Here is a 16686-nt window from a genome sequence, read left to right as displayed (position 1 = left end):
AGGCTCAGGGTGCCGGCACCCGGGCCAGCAGCTCCTGCACCAGGCGCTCGCCGTCCCAGCCTTCGGCGGTGGCTTCATAGCTGGGCAGCACGCGATGGCGCAGCACGTCGGCGGCGACCGCGCGCACGTCGTCGGGCGTGACGAAGTCACGGCCAGCCAACCACGCCCGCGCGCGGGCGCAGCGTTCCAGTGCGATGGAACCGCGCGGGCTTGCCCCCCATGCGATGCGGCGGCCGAGGCCGGCGTCGTAGCGCGATGGATCACGCGAGGCCAGCACCAGTTCGATCAGGTAGCGCTCCAGTGCCGGTGCCATGTGCAGGTCCAGCACTTCGCGGCGGGCGTCGAACACGTCCTGCATCGGCATCTTGTCTGGCGCCGGCGCGGCCTCGCCCAATGCACCACGGGCACGCTCACGGGCCAGCCGCAGGATCTCCGATTCGGCGGCCTGGTCCGGGTAACCGATGCGCACATGCATCAGGAAGCGGTCCAGCTGCGCTTCCGGCAGCGGGAACGTGCCTTCCTGCTCGATCGGGTTCTGCGTGGCCATCACCAGGAACAGCGGCGGCAGCGCATAGGTATGGCGGCCAACCGTGACCTGGCGCTCGCCCATGGCTTCCAGCAGCGCCGACTGCACCTTGGCCGGCGCACGGTTGATCTCGTCGGCCAGCAGGATCGGGTGGAAGATCGGGCCAGGCACGAACTCGAAGCGGCCCTCCTGAGGGCGCCAGATCTCGGTGCCGGTGAGGTCGGCCGGCAGCAGGTCGGGGGTGAACTGCACGCGGGCAAAGTCTGCTTCCAGGCGCGAGGCCAGTGCACGGATCGCCGTGGTCTTGGCCAGGCCCGGCGCGCCCTCCACCAGCAGGTGGCCGTCGGCCAGCAACGCGATCAGCAGGCGTTCGACCAGGGCCGCCTGGCCGACGATCTCGGTCGACAACGCATCGCGCAGCTGGGTGAATGCCGCATGCAGGCGGGAGGTTGCCGGCGCGGGCGGCGGCGAGACAGTTTCGGGCATCGGCGGTGGCAGGTTCATGGGGGCCTTTGACCGGCGCAGGACGGCACGGGTTCCCGACATCATCGCAGGGTGCCTTGCGATTGGCATCAAGAACGGCTGAACAGCGCATCCACGCATGGCGTGGATCTACCGGCGGAAACGAGGAAGGGCCGCACAGGGCGGCCCTTCTTCGAAGACTTCGGAGCGGTGGCTCAGTTCTGCTTGGCCACGCGCAGCACCTTCGGGGTGACGAACACCAGCAGTTCGGCCTTGTCCTTGTTGCGGCCGCGCTTCTTGAACAGGTTGCCCAGGAACGGCACGTCGCCCAGGAACGGCACCTTGCTGATGCTGTTGCGATCGGTGAACTCGTAGACACCACCGATCACCACGGTCTGCCCGTCCTCGACCAGCACCGCGGTATTGACTTCGCGGCGGTTGATCGACGGCACGGTGCCGTAGCCCTCCAGCTGGATCAGCTGGTCGACTTCGTCCTTCTTCACCTGCATGTTGAGGAACACGCGGTTGTCGTTGGTGATGGTCGGAGTGACCTTCAGCTCCAGCACCACTTCCTTGAACTGCACGTTCGGCGTCGCCACGCCGCCAGCGGTACCACCGCTGATGGTGACGTAACCGATCTCCTTGCCCTGCTTGATCATCGCTTCGCGCTGGTTGGTGGTGACCACGCGCGGGTTGGAGATCACCTCGCCTCGCGATTCCTGCTGCATGGCCGACAGTTCCACGTCCAGCAGGTAGCCGGCATTGAGGATCGACAGTGCCAGCGAACCCGGGTTGCTGGCGGCGGCCACCGGCAGGTTCCAGTTCAGGCCACGGGTGATCGCCGAGCCGGACTTCACCGGCGGCGGGCCGACCCGGCCACCGGCTTCCCAGTCACGCTCGGCCTTGGCGTTGGCCAGGTCTGTTGCGACCTGCGACTTGCGGGTCTCGGCATTGGCATCCAGGCTGCCGCTGAAGTACACGTTGTCACGGCTGCCGCTGACACCGAACTTCGCGCCCAGTTCGCGGGCGAAGGTATCGGTGGCGATGACGATGCGGCTTTCGATCAGCACCTGGTCGACCGGGCGGTCGATCACGTTGATCAGCTCGCGCATGCGCGCGATCTTCTTCGGGATATCGCTGATCATCAGCGTGTTGGTGCGCTCGTCGGCCACGATGCGGCCGCGCGAGGACAGGAAGCCACTGTCTTCCTGCGACGAGCTGCCCGAACCACCACCGCTGCCACCACCGCCACTGCCACCGATGCCCTTGGCCTCGGTCAGCGCTTTGAAGATCTGCGTGGCGCTGTGGTAGTTGATCTGGATGTAGTCGGTCTGCAGGTCTTCGCGGTTCTCGATGGCGATGCGCGCGTCTTCCTTCTCCTGCTCGAACTTGGCCAGTTCAGCCTGCGGCGCCACCCAGATCACGCTGCCATCGCGACGCTTGTCCAGGCCCTTGGCGCGCAGCACGATGTCCAGCGCCTGGTCCCACGGTACATTGACCAGGCGCAGGGTCACATTGCCCTGCACCGAGTCGGACGCAACCACGTTCAGGTTGGACTCCTCGGCGATCAACTGCAGCACGGTGCGCACCGGCACGTCCTGGAAGTTGAAGGTCACCGGCTTGCCGGTGAAGCCGCGCTGGCCGACGGCCTTGGCCGCCTGGGTGACGCTGCCGGCGGTGACCGCGCCGACGGCGGCCTGGGCCTGCCGCGGGCTGATCTCGACCACGTACTCGTTGCCGCTCTGGTAGGCCAGCGACTCCACTGCACCGCCGGTACTCAGCACCAGCTGGGTGCCGGCACCGGACGGCTTGGCGTCGATGCGCTGTACCGGCGTGGCGAAGTCGGTGACGTTCATCGGCTTCTGCAGGTTGGCCGGCAGTCGGGCATTGCCGACGTCGACCACCACGCTGTTGCCCTGCGTGCGCAGGTCAGGAATCGCGCCCTGCCCGTCGAACTGCACGATCAGGCGCCCGGCGCCGTCATCGCCACGCTTGAAATCGATCTTGGCCACCGACAGGCCTGCCGGCGCAGCGGCCGGTGCCACGGTGGCGCCCACCGGCTTTTCCGCCGGTGCGGCAGCCAGCGCCGGAGCGCAGGCCAGCATCAGCGCGACTCCCAGCGCGCTGACACGGTTCAAGGTAGAGCGCCGGATGGGACGCAGCCCCTTGGCTTGGTGAAAGGTCATCGTGCTATCCCCAGTAAACGATCATTGATCTTCAAGCGAGAGCGTTGCCGGCCGTTCCAGCCAGCCACCCGCGCCATCCGGCACCAGTTCGATCAGCTCCACGCGGTCTTCGAAGACCGCCGTGACCCGCCCGTCGCTCTGCCCCAGGTAACCGCCCGGGCGAACCCGGTAGGTGACCTTGTCCGGCCCCATCACCAGCGCCACGGTGCCTGCACCGGTACCGATGGTGCCGACCATGTCCAGCGCATCCAGCGGGAAGCCTTCCAACGGCTCCTTGCGCCGGTTCGGGTCCGGTCGCAATCCGCCGTTCCCCTGCTGCGGATTGGTCCAGGCATCGGTGAACGGATCGCGCATGCCCTGCGCGGAGTATTCAAAGGTCTCGAACTGCTGCATCACCGGCAGCGGCTCCAGCGGTTGCGCCGGTCGCGCGCGCTCGCCTTCCACCCACTTCTCAAGGTTCGGTGCGTCGCCGGGCGTGCTGGTCACGCCACGGCCGCAACCGGCCAGCAGCAGTACAGCCAGCACCATCGCACCACGTACGGTCTGCGCGCGCATCACTTCTTGCCCTCCTTGCCAGCGTCGGCCGCCTGCTGCGCCTGCACTTCGGTCTCGTCCAGGTAACGGTAGGTCTTGACCGTACCGGACAGTTCCAGTGCACCGCTGCGGACGTTGCCGCCGGTCTTTTCCTTGGGCTTGAGGTTGATGTCATGCATGGTCAGGATCACCACCCGCGGCAACGAGGCCACGCCACTGACGAATGCGCCGAACTGGTGGTAACTGCCCACCATGCGCAGCTTGATCGGCTTCTCGGCGTAGAACTCCTTGATCTGCTCCTGCTCCGGCTCGAACAGCTCGTTGGTCAGGCCGCTGGACAGCGCGGTCTGCGAGATGTCGATGATCAGGTCGGGCATTTCGGTCTTGCTCGGCAGCTGCCGCAGCATCTGCTGCAGCACCTGCTCCATCTGCGCCAGCTGCTGCTTCAGCGGCCCCAGGTTCACCGCGCGTTCCTGCTGCTTGGTGAACTCGGTGCGCAGCTCGACTTCCTTCGATTCCAGGCCGGCCAGTTCCTCGCGCTTGCCGCTGATCAGCAGCATCCACGCCACGAACATGATGACCAGCGCCAGCAACGAGCAGAAGACGATCTTGGCCTTCTGCGGCCAGTTGCCGATGTCGTTGAAATCCAGGTTCTTGATGTCGATCTTCTGGCTCATGCGCGGTCCCCCTGCAGCAGCGCATTGAAGGCCTGCGGCGGCTGCGCCAGGCGGCTGCCCTCAGGCTTCGGGGCAGGTGCCGGAGCCGGCGCGGCAGCCGGAGCGGCCGGTTGGTTCGGCTTGGCCGGAGTGGCCGGCGGTGCAGCGGCCGGTGCGGCGGGAGCCGCTGCCGGCTGGCCCGCTGCCGGAGCCGCAGGCGTCGCGGCATCCGTACCTGCGGCCAACGGAGCCACCGGTGCCGGCGGAGCCGTCGCCACCGACCCATCGGCGTTCAGGCCCGGCGTCGCCGAGACCTCTTCGCTCTGTGCCGGCAGTTTCACCTTGACCACGAACACGTAGGGCAGCGCCTTGATGTCGGCCAGCGGACCGACCTTTCCATCCTTGTCCTTCTCCGGGTCACGCGCTTCGATGATCGACAGCTCCGGATTGGTCATCCAGCCGGAGGTCTCCAGGTTGCGCATGTAGGCCGAAACGCGGGCATTGGACTGGGTGCGACCTTCCAGCGTCAGCACATCCCCTTCCTGCTTCAGTGCGGTCAGCACCACGCCATCGGGAATGGTGCGCACCAGCGCGTCGAACAGGTGGACCATCTGCGAGCGCTTGGCCTGCAGTTCCTCGATCACCTTCTTGCGGGCCAGCAGGCGTTCCTTCTGCGCGTCGAGGCGATCGATCTCCTTGTTCTGTTCCTTGACCTTCTCGATCTCGGCTTCCAGATAGGCGTTGCGGTCCATCTGGCCGCTCACCTGGCGGTCGTAATAGAACCAGATCATCAGCGACAACAGCAGGCCACCGACAGCGGCCATGCCCAACATTGCGTAGAACTCGCGCTGGCGTTGCTTGCGCCGTTCGGCGCGCCAGGGCAATAGATTGATGCGTGCCATCAGTCGAAGCTCCTCAGCGCCAGACCGGTCGCGATCATCAGCGCGGGGGCATCCTGGGCCAACGAATGCGCGTTCACCTTCGGCCCCAGGGTCATCTGCGCCAGCGGGTTGGCGACCACGGTCGGCACGCCCAGCTGTTCCTCGACCATCTCCGGCAGGCCACCGAGCACGGCGCAGCCGCCGGCCAGCACGATGTGATCGACGCGGTTGAATTCGCTGCCCGCATAGAAGAACTGCAGCAGGCGGCTGATCTGCTGGACCGTGGCTTCCTTGAACGGCTCCAGCACTTCCATCTCGTAGCTTTCCGGCAGGCCGCCCTGGCGCTTGGCCAGCCCGGCTTCCTCGTAGCTCAGGCCGTAGCGGCGCATGATCTCGTCGGTCAGCTGCTTGCCACCGAACACCTGCTCGCGGCTGTAAAGGCTACGACCGCCGCGCAGGACATTGAGGGTGGTCATGGTGGCGCCGATGTCGACCAGCGCAACCACGCCGTCGATGGACACCGGAAGCTCGCTGGCGACCAGGGCGTAGGCGTTCTCGACCGCGAAGGCCTCCACGTCCATCACCTTGGCCTGCAGGCCACCGAGCTCCAGCGCGGACTGGCGCAGCTCGACATTCTCCGAACGCGACGCGGCCAGCAGCACCTGGACCATCTCCGGGTTGTTCGGGATCGACCCGATCACCTCGAAGTCCAGGTTCACTTCCTCGATCGGATACGGAATGTAGTTGACCGCTTCCAGCTCGATCTGGGCTTCCATGTCGTTTTCGTCGAGATCGGCCGGCATCGGGATCACCTTGGTGATCACCGCTGACCCCGCGACGGCGGCAGCGGCCAGTTTGGCCTTGCTGCCTGAACGGTTCATCGCGCGGCGGATGGCCTCACCCACGGCCTCCACTTCAACGATGTTCTTCTCCACCACCGCGTTCGGCGGAAGAGGTTCCACAGCGTAATGTTCCACGCGGAAACGATTGCCGCTGCGGGACAGCTGCAAAAGCTTTACCGCAGTCGAACTGATGTCGACGCCTACAAGCGGCGACTGACTTTTTGGGATGAGCCCCACGGTTTCTCCCCTGCCGACGGGCACTTGGACGCAAGACCTGCGTCCGAGCATTAATAACGTATTCTTAGCAAATGGCAACGGCCCTGCTGTGAAATCCCTCACGGATTCACCATGCAGCCCCTGACTGTTCCCCTTGCGCTCCCCGGTGCCGACCCCAGCCGCCACCTTGCGTAATCTATACTCTGCGACCACGAAATTCGCAATCGGAATCTGAACCCGATGACTCGACTCCGCCGCTGGCTGCGCTGGATCTTCCTGATTGTCCTGGTCCTGGCGCTGATCGGCGCGGCCGCCGTGGGCGGTCTGTACTATGCCGTTTCCTCCAAGCTTCCCGACGTGCAGACCCTGCGCGACGTGGAAATGCAGGAGCCGATGTACGTCTATGCCGCCGACGGCAAGCTGATGGCGGTGTTCGGCGAGACCCGGCGCACCCCGGTCACCATGAAGGACGTACCCGAGCGCCTGAAGCAGGCCTTCCTGGCCACCGAGGATGCCCGCTTCTACGAGCACGGCGGTGTGGACTACATGGGCATCGGCCGCGCGGTCTGGCTGCTGGCCACCACCAACGACAAGCGCGTGCCGGGTGGCTCCACCATCACCCAGCAGGTCGCCCGCCAGTTCTTCCTCAGCTCCGAGTACAGCTATACCCGCAAGCTGGCCGAGATCCTGCTGGCGCGGAAGATCGAGTCCGAGCTGAGCAAGGACGAGATCTTCGAGCTGTACCTGAACAAGAGTTTCTTCGGCAACCGCGCCTACGGCGTGGCGGCCGCCGCCGAGTTCTATTACGGCAAGAAGCTGAACGAGCTGGACCTGGACGAGATGGCCTCGCTGGCCGGTATCCCCAAGTTCCCGTCGTCGGGCAACCCGATCTCCAACCCGGAACGTGCCCGCCAGCGCCGCGACAATTACGTGCTGCAGCGCATGGCCGACCTGAAGTTCGTCAGCCAGGCCGAAGCCGACGCGGCCAAGGCCGTACCGATGCACGCCACCGCGCATGAGCCGCCGGTGCAGGTCGATGCACCCTACGTGGCCGAGCTGGTGCGCCAGGAAATGATCGCCCGCTTCGGCGGCGACGTGGTCAACAAGGGCTACCATGTCACCACCACGATCGACTCCACCCTGCAGACCGCCGCCAACCTGGCCGTCCGTGATGGCCTGCTGCTGTACGACCACCGCCACGGTTGGCACGGCGTGGAGAAGCAGGTGCAGCTGGGCGCCGGCGACGATACCGCCGCGCTGGCCGAGCACCTGCGCGGCATGTACGGCCAGGCCGGCCTGCTGCCGGCAATCGTCGCCAGCACCGCGGCCGATGGCAGCGCCACGGTGGTGCTGGCCAACCGCACCGAGATCGTGCTGCCGGCCGGCGCCGCCAAGTGGACCAACAAGACCCCGGGCAAGCTGGTGCAGCGCGGCGACATCGTGCGCGTACGCGCCGGTGCCAAGGACGGGGAGTGGCTGCTGGACCAGATCCCGCGCGGCCAGTCCGCACTGGTCTCGCTGGATGCCCACAGCGGCGCGCTGAAGGCGCTGGTGGGTGGCTTCAGCTTCTCCGGCAACAAGTTCAACCGCGCCACCCAGGCCCGCCGCCAGCCGGGTTCGAGCTTCAAGCCGTTCGTCTACGCGGCCGCTTTCGACAAGGGCTACAACCCAGCCTCGATCGTGCTCGACGCCCCGGTCGTGTTCCGCGATCGCCGCGGCAAGACCTGGGCCCCGCAGAACGACGGCGGCGGCTTCCGCGGCCCGATGCGCCTGCGTGAAGCGCTGGTGCAGTCGCGCAACCTGGTCTCGGTACGCCTGCTTGATGGCATGGGCGTGGACTACGCGCGCAAGTACATCAGCGAGTTTGGCTTCGCCGAATCGGAGCTGCCGCCGAACCTGTCGATGTCGCTGGGCACTGCATCGCTGACCCCGCTGTCGGTGGCGCGTGGCTACGCGGTGTTCGCCAATGGCGGCTCGCGCGTGGATACCTGGCTGATCGACCAGGTCAATGACCGCGACGGCAACCTGGTGTTCAAGGAAAACCCGGCGCTGGCCTGCCGCGACTGCGCCGGCAGCAGCGACCAGCCGGTCAACCAGGTGGTGGATGGCTTCAACTTCGGCGCCCCGGCCCCGAAGGTGGACCCGGCCGCTGCGGCCAAGGCCGAAGCCAAGACCGAGACCCCGGCCGCGCCGGCCAACCCGGATGCCCGCACCGCCCCGCGCGCGATCGACGCCCGCACCGCCTACCAGTTGGTGTCGATGATGCGCGACGTGGTCCAGCGCGGTACCGGTGTGCAGGCCAAGGTGCTCGGCCGCGAGGACGTGGGTGGCAAGACCGGCTCCACCAACGACCATCGTGACGCCTGGTTCTCCGGCTTCGGCGGCCCGTACGTGACCACCGTGTGGGTGGGCCGCGACGACTTCCGCTCGCTGGGTTACCGCGAGTACGGTGGCAAGGCGGCGCTGCCGATCTGGATCGACTACATGCGCACCGCGCTGAAGGACACCCCGATCGCGCAGAACGAGCCGCCCAGCGGCATGGTCCAGGCCACGCTCAACGGCGCGACCGAGTGGGTGAAGGTGGAAGACATGGATCGTCTGACCGACTACGACCTGAACCTCAATACGCCGCAGGCCGACGCCGCCGCGTTCGATATCTTCTGAGGAAGGGTGCAGTGGGTGCCAACCGTGGGTTGGCACCGATGCGACTGTAGAGCCGAGCCCATGCTCGGCTCCGGGCGCCCGCGTAGAGCAGCCGAGCGTGGGCTCGGCTCTACAGGATCAACGGCACCCGCTTGCTCCCCTCCGTGAAATACCTACGCGGATGTCACATCCGTGCGCTAGTCTGTAGCCAGGTCGCAACAGGAGTCATCGCATGCATCGCGCCCGTCAGCATGCTGCCAGCCAGACCCGCGAGCGGCGCCACCGCCTCGCCCACGAAGCCGCCCGCCTGATGGCCGAAGGCGGCATCCGCGACTATCACCAGGCCAAGTTGAAGGCCGCCAGCCGGCTCGGCATCCACGACGATGCCTCCCTGCCCCGCAACACCGAGATCGAAGACGCCCTGCGCGAATACCAGCGGCTGTTCGCCGGGCCCCAGCACGGCAATGAACTGCAGCGCCGCCGCGAGGCTGCGATGCGCGCGCTGGAGTTCCTGCACGGCTTCGCCCCACGGCTGGCCGGCCCGGTGCTGGAAGGCACCGCCGATGCCAACAGCCCGGTGCAGCTGCACCTGCACAGCGACGACCCGGAAGCCGTGCATCGCTTCCTGGACGAGCACGGCATTCCCGCCGAATCGCGGACGCGCCGGCTGCGCATGGACCGCGAACGCAGCCTGGACGTGCCGGTGTGGGTGTTCAGTGCCGAGGAGCTGACCTTCGACCTGGCCGTGCTGCCGTACGATGCGCTGCGCCAGGCGCCGCTGTCGCCGGTGGATGAGAAGCCGATGCGACGCGCGTCTGTCGCACAGCTGCGGCAGCTGCTTGCCGAAGCGGAGATCACCGCGTACATCGGCGGGTGACGGTTGCGCAGGTTCTGGTGGGTGCGGACCGTTGGTCCGCACGGTGCTTCAGGCATCCGGATAGCTGACCGAAGAGCAGCCGAGCATGGCTCGGCTCTACAGGAGGTGCGTTGCCTGCTTCCCTCTTCTGGTGGGTGCGGACCGTTGGTCCGCACGGTGCATCAGGCATCCGGACACCTGACCGAAGAGCAGCCGAGCATGGCCCGGCCCTACAGGAGGTGCGCTGCCCTACCAGACATCATGGTGCTGCTCCTCCGTCTCATCGCCAAGCAGGCGCATCAGCCAGGGGGCTCCCACCCGCTGCGGGTACGCCATCATCATCCGCGCGTGCATGTTCTGCAGATCGCCCAGCAACCAGGTCTGGTTGTAGACATCGCCGAACGGGTCCGACCACGCCGTCTGGATCCGCGCGCGCTCACCGCCGTTGAGGTTGGGCATCCTGTCCAGCGGCACCTCCAGCACCGGCTCCAGCGCCCGGTTGATGGCCGCGTTCTCCGCCTCCGCCGCACGCATGAGCTCCAGCCGATGGCTCACCTGCCAGCACGGGAAAGGGAAGCAGCTTCCCGTGGCATCGATGTACGTCGCGATGTCGGCCAACATGTGGGCCTTCAGCTGCCACACCATCGCACTGTCCAGCAGCTGCCGCACCCGCAGCGTGCGCAGCGTGCCGGCACGGACATCCTCCGGGGTGGTGAACGGCTCGCCCGGGGTTGGGCCGCCATGCCGCACCAGCACGATGCGATGGATCGCCTCCTGGGTGATGTTCTCCACGCGCAGCGCGGCGGCCTCCGGATGCACGCGCGGCGGCGGCACGCTCGATACCCGCCAGGTGTACCAGGCCGCCAAGCCCATGCCCGCCACGCACAGCAGGGCGAACAGCAGCCAGCGGTCCAGATTGCGGGTGTAGTAGTAATACCGCGCCCGCCAAAGGTAGAACGTGCGGTAGCTGATGAACCGGCTTACCCATCGATACATTGCCATCTCCTCGGCAAGGACCCCGGCGCGGCGGGGCGGATTACGCGCGTCACGCCGGGGCTCCATCGCTTACCAGCCGATGCCGACGCCGACGCCCATGCTGCGCTCACCGCTGTTGGTGAACGCCCCATTGAGGCTGAAGGTGGCCGAGCCCTTCTCGTTGAGCACACGCTGGTAGCCGACCGCCATCGCGGACTCACCCTCGCTGTAGCCCACGCCCGCACCGAGGCGGTTGTAGGTGGCCAGGCCCGCGGTGTTCATCGCCATCGCGGTCTGTGCGCTGCTCATCGCCGCCATGCGGTTGAAACGCTTGTCCATCTTGTCCAGGCGACGTTCGAAACTGCTGATCGCGCCATCGGTGTACTCGTTGGCGCGGGCCAGCATCTTCTCCAGTTCAGCGGTATCGACCTGGGGCTTGGGCGTGTCGTCCTTCTTCGACTTCGGCTGCGGCGCGGGCTTCTCACCCTCGCCGACCGACGCCACCTGCTGGCCGCCTTCGGCCTGCGGCACTGGTGCTTCTGGTTCAGGCACCGAAGCGACGGCCATTGCCTGCGGCTGCGGCGCATCGATGCGCTCTTCCAGGCCATCGATACGGCCGTTGAGCTGCTGCTGCATCGAATGCAGCTGGCCACCATTGACCGCATCGCGGCTGCCGGCGGCAATCAGGCCATTGGCCACGTTGGAGATGACCATGCCGTGGGTTCCGGCGAGGGTGAGCTGGTTGAGACCGTCGGCACGGACTGAGGGGGTGTCCTGGAACACGCTGCGCAGCTGGGACTCGACCTGGTTCACGCGCGAGCGGTTGCTGACGACCGCGCCGTCGAGCGCCTCCAGCGCACCATTGAGGGTGGACTGGGACTGGCCCTGCACAGTGAAGCTGGGGCCGACGATGTTGCCGTTGGCATCGACGTCACCGCCGAGCGCGGCCAGCGCCCCGCGCAGCTGGCCGACGGTGGCAGCGTTGTGGTTGGCGGTGCCGTTGGCGATGTTTACGAGGCGGCGTTGAATGCTCCCGCTACCAAACGAAGCCGTACCTTGCTCAGTTGCCACTGCACCAACTCCCAACGCGAGGGAGCCATCTGCCCCCTTAAGGACCATAGCGCTCTCCCCAATGGCAATGCCGTTGCGTTCCCACACCTGCGCACCAGCTCCCACCGCAAAGCCACCACTCGAATATTCGGAGACCCAAGACCCACGTCCAAGAGCCACCGAATTCACCCCCAGCGCAGCTGCGTAGGAGCCAATGGCTGTTCCACCGTCAACTCCCGTTCGGGCAGAGTCGCCAATTGCCACTCCGAGGAAGCCAGCCGACGCGCCTTCACTAAGCTCATCTGTATCGATCTTGAAGAAGCGGTGCTGATCCTCAATCTGCGATACCCGATCGCTGACACTGAACAACTGGCGCCCAGTAACCACATCTCGACTATCCACGGAGAGCGTGCCATCGGCCACGCCAGTCAAACGCGCACCGCCAAAATCGATCGGGCCGCTCGCAACCAATCCACGCATTGCCTGCGGTCCCATCTCCCTCTCCTTGCGCATCGCCTCCAGATCATTTCGATTCTGCGAGATCTTCTGCTCTGCGGCGTACAGCTGATTGCCCGTTACGGCATCACGGCTTCCAGGGGCCACCCGACCGTCAGCCAGATTGGTCAACACCATGCCGTTCGCGCCACTCAGCGCGATCTGGTTCATGCCATCGCCACGGGCCGAGGGTGAATCCTGGAAGATCGAGTTGAGCTGGCCTTCCACCTTGTCCGTACGGTGGCTTGAGGTGATGACAGCACCATCGAGCGCCATCAACGCGTCTTCAACGGTGTTCTGCGTCCCGCCCTGCACCGAGTAGATCGGGGCAATGACGTTGCCGCTGGCATCCATGCCTGCGCTGCCGCCGAGGGTGGCGAGGGAATCCTTCAATTGGGAGACGGTCGTGGCGTTGTGATCGGCAGTGCCCCGGGCGATGTTCACGAGGCGCCTCTGGGCAAAGGCGTTCCCGAACGACGCAACGCCTGCTTCGGTCGCTTCAGCACCTTGACCAAGTGCAAGCGAACCAGTTGCACCCTCACCAGTCCTTGCGCCCGCACCGATCGCAACACCACCTTCCGCGACACCACCCGAGCCACCGACCTGAGCTCCAGCTCCTAGAGCAAATCCACCCTCTGATCCATCGAACACAGTTGATCCTCGCCCCACAGCTACGGAGTTCCTCCCCATCGCCACGGCACGAGTACCCACTGCGGTGCCCCCCTCCTTTCCAGTCTTTGCCGCGTTTCCTAGCGCCACACCCGCAACACCCGCTTCAGCCGGCTCACTAATCGGCGCGTGCCCTACACTCAAGAACTGGCCAGTACCTTCCAGTGACGAAATACGAGCGTTGGTTGCAAACAACTGCCGCCCAGATACAGCTTCCGCACTACTGTCGGTCACCAACCCATCCGCCACCCCACTGATCCTGCGATTGTCCCCGACGCTATTGCGCACATCCAGCACGGTTCCACTGTTCTCCTCACCCAGACGGACATTGCCGTTGGCGGCGACCTGGCTCACCAGCCCTTCCAGCGCGGTCGTGCTGACCAACGCCTTGGCAGCGTCTGCCTTCGCAACCGTTGCATCCGCCTGCGCCGCCGTAGCCGCTTTCTCCACGGCAGCCACCTGCACGTTGGTGGCATTGAGCTGCTTGCCGTTGACCGCTTCGTTGCTGCTGGCGCTTACTGTGCCATCCGCCACACCGGTAACCTTCCGGCTGGCGTTGGCGCTGTTGCGCACGTCCAGCACAGTTCCGCTGTTCTTCTCACCCAGACGGACATTGCCGTTGGCGGCGGTCTGGCTGACCAGCCCCTCCAGCGCACCCGTTCTGACCAACGCCTTGGCAGCATCTGCCTTTGCAGCCGTTGCATCCGCCTGCGCAGCTGCAGCCGCCTTCTCCACGGCAGCTACCTGCACATTGGTGGCGTTGAGCTGCTTGCCGTTGACCGCTTCATTGCTATTGGCACTTACCGTGCCATCCGCCACGCCGGCAACCTTCCGGCTGGCGTTGGCGCTGTTGCGCACATCCAGTACGGTGCCACTATTCTTCCCACCCAGGCGGACATTGCCGGTGGCGGCGGTCTGAGAGACCAGGCCGGCGAGCGCGGTGGTCTCGGTCAGTGCCTTGGCGGCGTCGACCTTGGCGGCGTTGGCTGCCGTCTGCGCGCTCGTGGCCGTGTTCTGCGCAGTGGATACGGCCTGGTTGGTCGCGAACAGCTGATTGCCGGTGATGGCATCGGTACTGCCATTGCTGACCGCGCCATCGGCAATGTACTGGATCTTGCGCTTGAGAGTGGCACTGCCCACCGATACGGAGTTGACGGACGCCGTCACAGAGCCGGCACCCAATGCCACTGCATTGTCATGGCGGGCGTTGGCGCGGTCCCCCAGCGCAACGGCGCTGGTGTTGGCCGACACTGCAAGATTGCCCAGCGCAGTGGCGGACTGCGCCTTGGCCTCGCTGCCACGCCCCAGCGCAGTGGACTGCTTTGCTGTGGCTTTGCTCAGGTACCCGATTGCAGTGGCATGCTCGGCGGCCGCATTGGCGTCACCGCCTACGGCAATGGAGAAGTTGCCGCTGGCAATGGCCCGGAAGCCGGTCGCGACCGCGCCGTTTGCGCTGCGCGTGTTTGCACCGATGGAAACGCCGGCATTCTGGTTGTTCACCTTGTTGCCTTCTGCATCGACGCCGGCCAGTGCATCGAATCCGAGTGCGACACTGCGACCGTTGTAGGCCTTGGCATTGTTGCCGATGGCGGTACTGATGCCGTAGCTGCCCGACTCTGCAACCGCGCCCTTGCCCAGTGCCAGGGTGGTGGCATCGATACGATTGGTGGCGGACTGCGCGAGCGTCCGAACGTCCGCGAGGTCTCCCTTTACGGTTCCCACTGCCGATTCCACTGTCCCCAGCCTGGTGTTCGTGGCGTTGAGCTGCCTGCCGTTCACGGCATCTGTACTGCTTGTCGTCAACGCTCCATCAGAAACGCCACTCACTTTTCGCGTCGCCAGTACTGCATTGCGCATGCTGACTTCCGTGCCGGTATTGCTGTTGGCAATACGCACTATGCCGCTCGCGGAATCCTGCTTGATCAGGCCATCGACCCGCTCGCTCATCGCATGCAGTTGCTTGCCGGTAACGGCATCTGAGCTGGAAGCCGTGATGCGGCCGTCTTCCACGTTCACAATTCTCCGCCGCAGCGTCGAACTGCCCACAGAGACAGTATTCACTTCGGTTGCGGAAGAACGCACACCCAGCGCAACTGCTCCTTGCGCGGTGGTCGACGCGCCGTAGCCCAGGGCCACGCCATCAATGCGCGCCTCGGCGCCACCGCCTATGGCGATTGCACCGGTGTAGCCGGCCGTCCCGGCCTTCGCAGCAGCACCTATGGCGATGCCGGACGTGCCGCCGCCGGTATCGACCGAGGCTTTGCTGCCCAGGGCGACGCCATCAACGCCATTGGCGAATGCGTTTGCGCCCATTGCGACCGCATTCTCGCCCTGTGACAACGAGCCACTGCCGACCGCAAGCGCGTTCTGGCGCGTTGCGGCGGCGCTGTTTCCGAATGCGGTGGAGCCGATTCCCTTGCCGTAGGCATTGGCGCCTACAACCGTGCTGTGACCACCATTGGCAGTCGCGTTGTAGCCCACGGCAACACTGTCTACGCCGTTGATGTTGGCCTTGTAGCCAAACGCGGATCCATAGTTGCCAACGATCCGGCTTTGGTGTCCGAAACCCGCCCCCCAGCTGCCACTCAGATATGTCCCGCCACCAATGATCAGGTATTCCTTCGCACCGGCAGCCGCGTTGGCCCACAACGTACCGTCGGTCTGGCCGGAATGTGGCAGGCATCGGAGGAAGTCGGTGCCAGCATCAAGGGATGAACAACCGTAATACGTCACTCCCGCGAACGCTTCCTTAGTACCCAGCAGGATGAGCAACGAGGCAATCAGCGAAGCAGACAGCTTCTTCTGCCCGCCAGCACCGTGTCTTGCTACAGCCAGCTCGCTGGCTACCTCCCAGCACCCCTTGGCCCGGTTCCAGATGCGCCGATAGATTCGATTCATGGTCTTTCTCCTTAACAGTTTGCGGAAAAAACATCCCGCGCCAGGCGCGGGACGCAGGGAGGGGGGGGTCAACTGGACTGGATGGCCACGTCCTGGACGTGCTCGCGATAGCCGTCCTGGGAAAGCCGGTAGCGCAGGCGCAGCGAATTGCCCGGCTGCGGCTGGAACGGCAGGGTGAAATCGGCATCCGGGTACAGGCTGTGAGAGAGGTCGTGTGGCGTGCAGACGCCGGCCGCCGTGCATTCGGCCGCATGGATGATGCCGACGCGCAGGGTGCCGCTGTTGTGCAGCGTGTTGCCGCGTACACTCAGGTTGACCACGCCGTCGGCGGGCACCACGTTCACCAGCGCCCCCCACACCAGGCTGACGCCGACGTCGGCGTGCGCAGCGTCTTCGCTGCTTTCCAGTTCAGTGCCTTCGGGGCCGCGCACGCCTTCGAAGTACACGCGGTACGCGGTTTCCTTCTGCACCGGTTGCAGGGGGATCAGCCGGATCAGGCGATTGCCACCGCCTGACAGCGCGAACTTGCCGGGCGTGATGGCAATGGCCGAATCGGCGACCTCGATGTCCTGCTCCTGTTCGCGGGGCGTTGCCGGGTTGTCGATGCGTCGCAGGCTGGCCTGTACATACTGCGGGCGGGTGGACTGCGAGTAGACGCGGATCTGCGCACCGCGCTTGGCATCCATCGCGGTTCGCATGGGATGGATGGACAGGTTGGCGTGTGCTGATGGCGCAAGCAGCGCACTCAACGGCAGCATCCAGACGATCAGTTTGTTCATGGCAGGCTCCGTGTGGGA

Annotated in this window: 11 protein-coding genes; 2 read left to right on the top strand and 9 right to left on the bottom strand. The window is 65.6% G+C overall.

Annotated elements, in window-relative coordinates; translation table 11 throughout:
• Positions 1–4: 4 nt before the first annotated feature.
• The 6 genes from ACM0O9_RS07295 to ACM0O9_RS07270 form a co-directional block, all read right to left on the bottom strand.
• Positions 5–1030, bottom strand: coding sequence for an AAA family ATPase (locus ACM0O9_RS07295; RefSeq protein WP_005418911.1), 1026 nt, complete (start codon positions 1028–1030; stop codon positions 5–7).
• A 173-nt stretch (positions 1031–1203) separates the two neighbouring features.
• Complete coding sequence (locus ACM0O9_RS07290) at positions 1204–3174, bottom strand: type IV pilus secretin PilQ (RefSeq protein ID WP_069139281.1); 1971 nt, start codon at positions 3172–3174, stop codon at positions 1204–1206.
• A 21-nt stretch (positions 3175–3195) separates the two neighbouring features.
• Complete coding sequence (locus ACM0O9_RS07285) at positions 3196–3729, bottom strand: pilus assembly protein PilP (RefSeq protein ID WP_005418914.1); 534 nt, start codon at positions 3727–3729, stop codon at positions 3196–3198.
• Positions 3729–4385 carry a type IV pilus inner membrane component PilO gene (locus tag ACM0O9_RS07280; protein ID WP_005418916.1) on the bottom strand — a complete coding sequence of 219 codons (657 nt, stop codon included), beginning with the start codon at positions 4383–4385 and terminating at the stop codon, positions 3729–3731. Before ACM0O9_RS07280 ends, ACM0O9_RS07285 begins: the two co-directional genes overlap by 1 nt.
• Positions 4382–5266, bottom strand: a complete 885-nt coding sequence (locus ACM0O9_RS07275) for a PilN domain-containing protein (RefSeq protein WP_414604156.1) — start codon at positions 5264–5266, stop codon at positions 4382–4384. The genes ACM0O9_RS07280 and ACM0O9_RS07275 overlap by 4 nt, the downstream gene beginning before the upstream one ends.
• Positions 5266–6324: a pilus assembly protein PilM gene (locus ACM0O9_RS07270; protein WP_414604157.1), complete on the bottom strand. Its 1059-nt coding sequence runs from the start codon at positions 6322–6324 to the stop codon at positions 5266–5268. Before ACM0O9_RS07270 ends, ACM0O9_RS07275 begins: the two co-directional genes overlap by 1 nt.
• Positions 6325–6543: 219 nt before the next feature.
• On the opposite strand from ACM0O9_RS07270, the gene ACM0O9_RS07265 reads away from it, so the two are divergent.
• Entirely contained in the window at positions 6544–8967 is a 2424-nt protein-coding gene (locus tag ACM0O9_RS07265) for a penicillin-binding protein 1A (RefSeq protein WP_111201940.1), read from the top strand.
• Positions 8968–9178: 211 nt separating this feature from the next.
• Positions 9179–9823, top strand: a complete 645-nt coding sequence (locus ACM0O9_RS07260) for a hypothetical protein (RefSeq protein WP_049411389.1) — start codon at positions 9179–9181, stop codon at positions 9821–9823.
• A 228-nt stretch (positions 9824–10051) separates the two neighbouring features.
• On the opposite strand, the gene ACM0O9_RS07255 is transcribed toward ACM0O9_RS07260, so the two are convergent.
• From ACM0O9_RS07255 to ACM0O9_RS07245, 3 genes are all read right to left on the bottom strand, one after another.
• Positions 10052–10798 carry a hypothetical protein gene (locus tag ACM0O9_RS07255; RefSeq protein ID WP_414603951.1) on the bottom strand — a complete coding sequence of 249 codons (747 nt, stop codon included), beginning with the start codon at positions 10796–10798 and terminating at the stop codon, positions 10052–10054.
• Between the two features lie 69 nt (positions 10799–10867).
• The gene (locus tag ACM0O9_RS07250) at positions 10868–15889 is read right to left on the bottom strand and encodes an ESPR-type extended signal peptide-containing protein (protein WP_414603952.1); all 5022 of its coding nucleotides are present in this window, start codon (positions 15887–15889) and stop codon (positions 10868–10870) included.
• 68 nt (positions 15890–15957) lie between these two features.
• A complete protein-coding gene (locus tag ACM0O9_RS07245; RefSeq protein WP_414603953.1) occupies positions 15958–16668 on the bottom strand; it encodes a pilus assembly protein in 711 nt (236 codons plus the stop codon).
• Positions 16669–16686 lie beyond the last annotated feature (18 nt).

This window comes from Stenotrophomonas sp. FR012, assembly GCF_047520565.2.
Taxonomy (GTDB): Bacteria; Pseudomonadota; Gammaproteobacteria; order Xanthomonadales; family Xanthomonadaceae; genus Stenotrophomonas; species Stenotrophomonas sepilia.
Note: the sequence above shows the minus strand (reverse complement) of the source record. Positions and strands in the feature narration are given on the sequence as shown.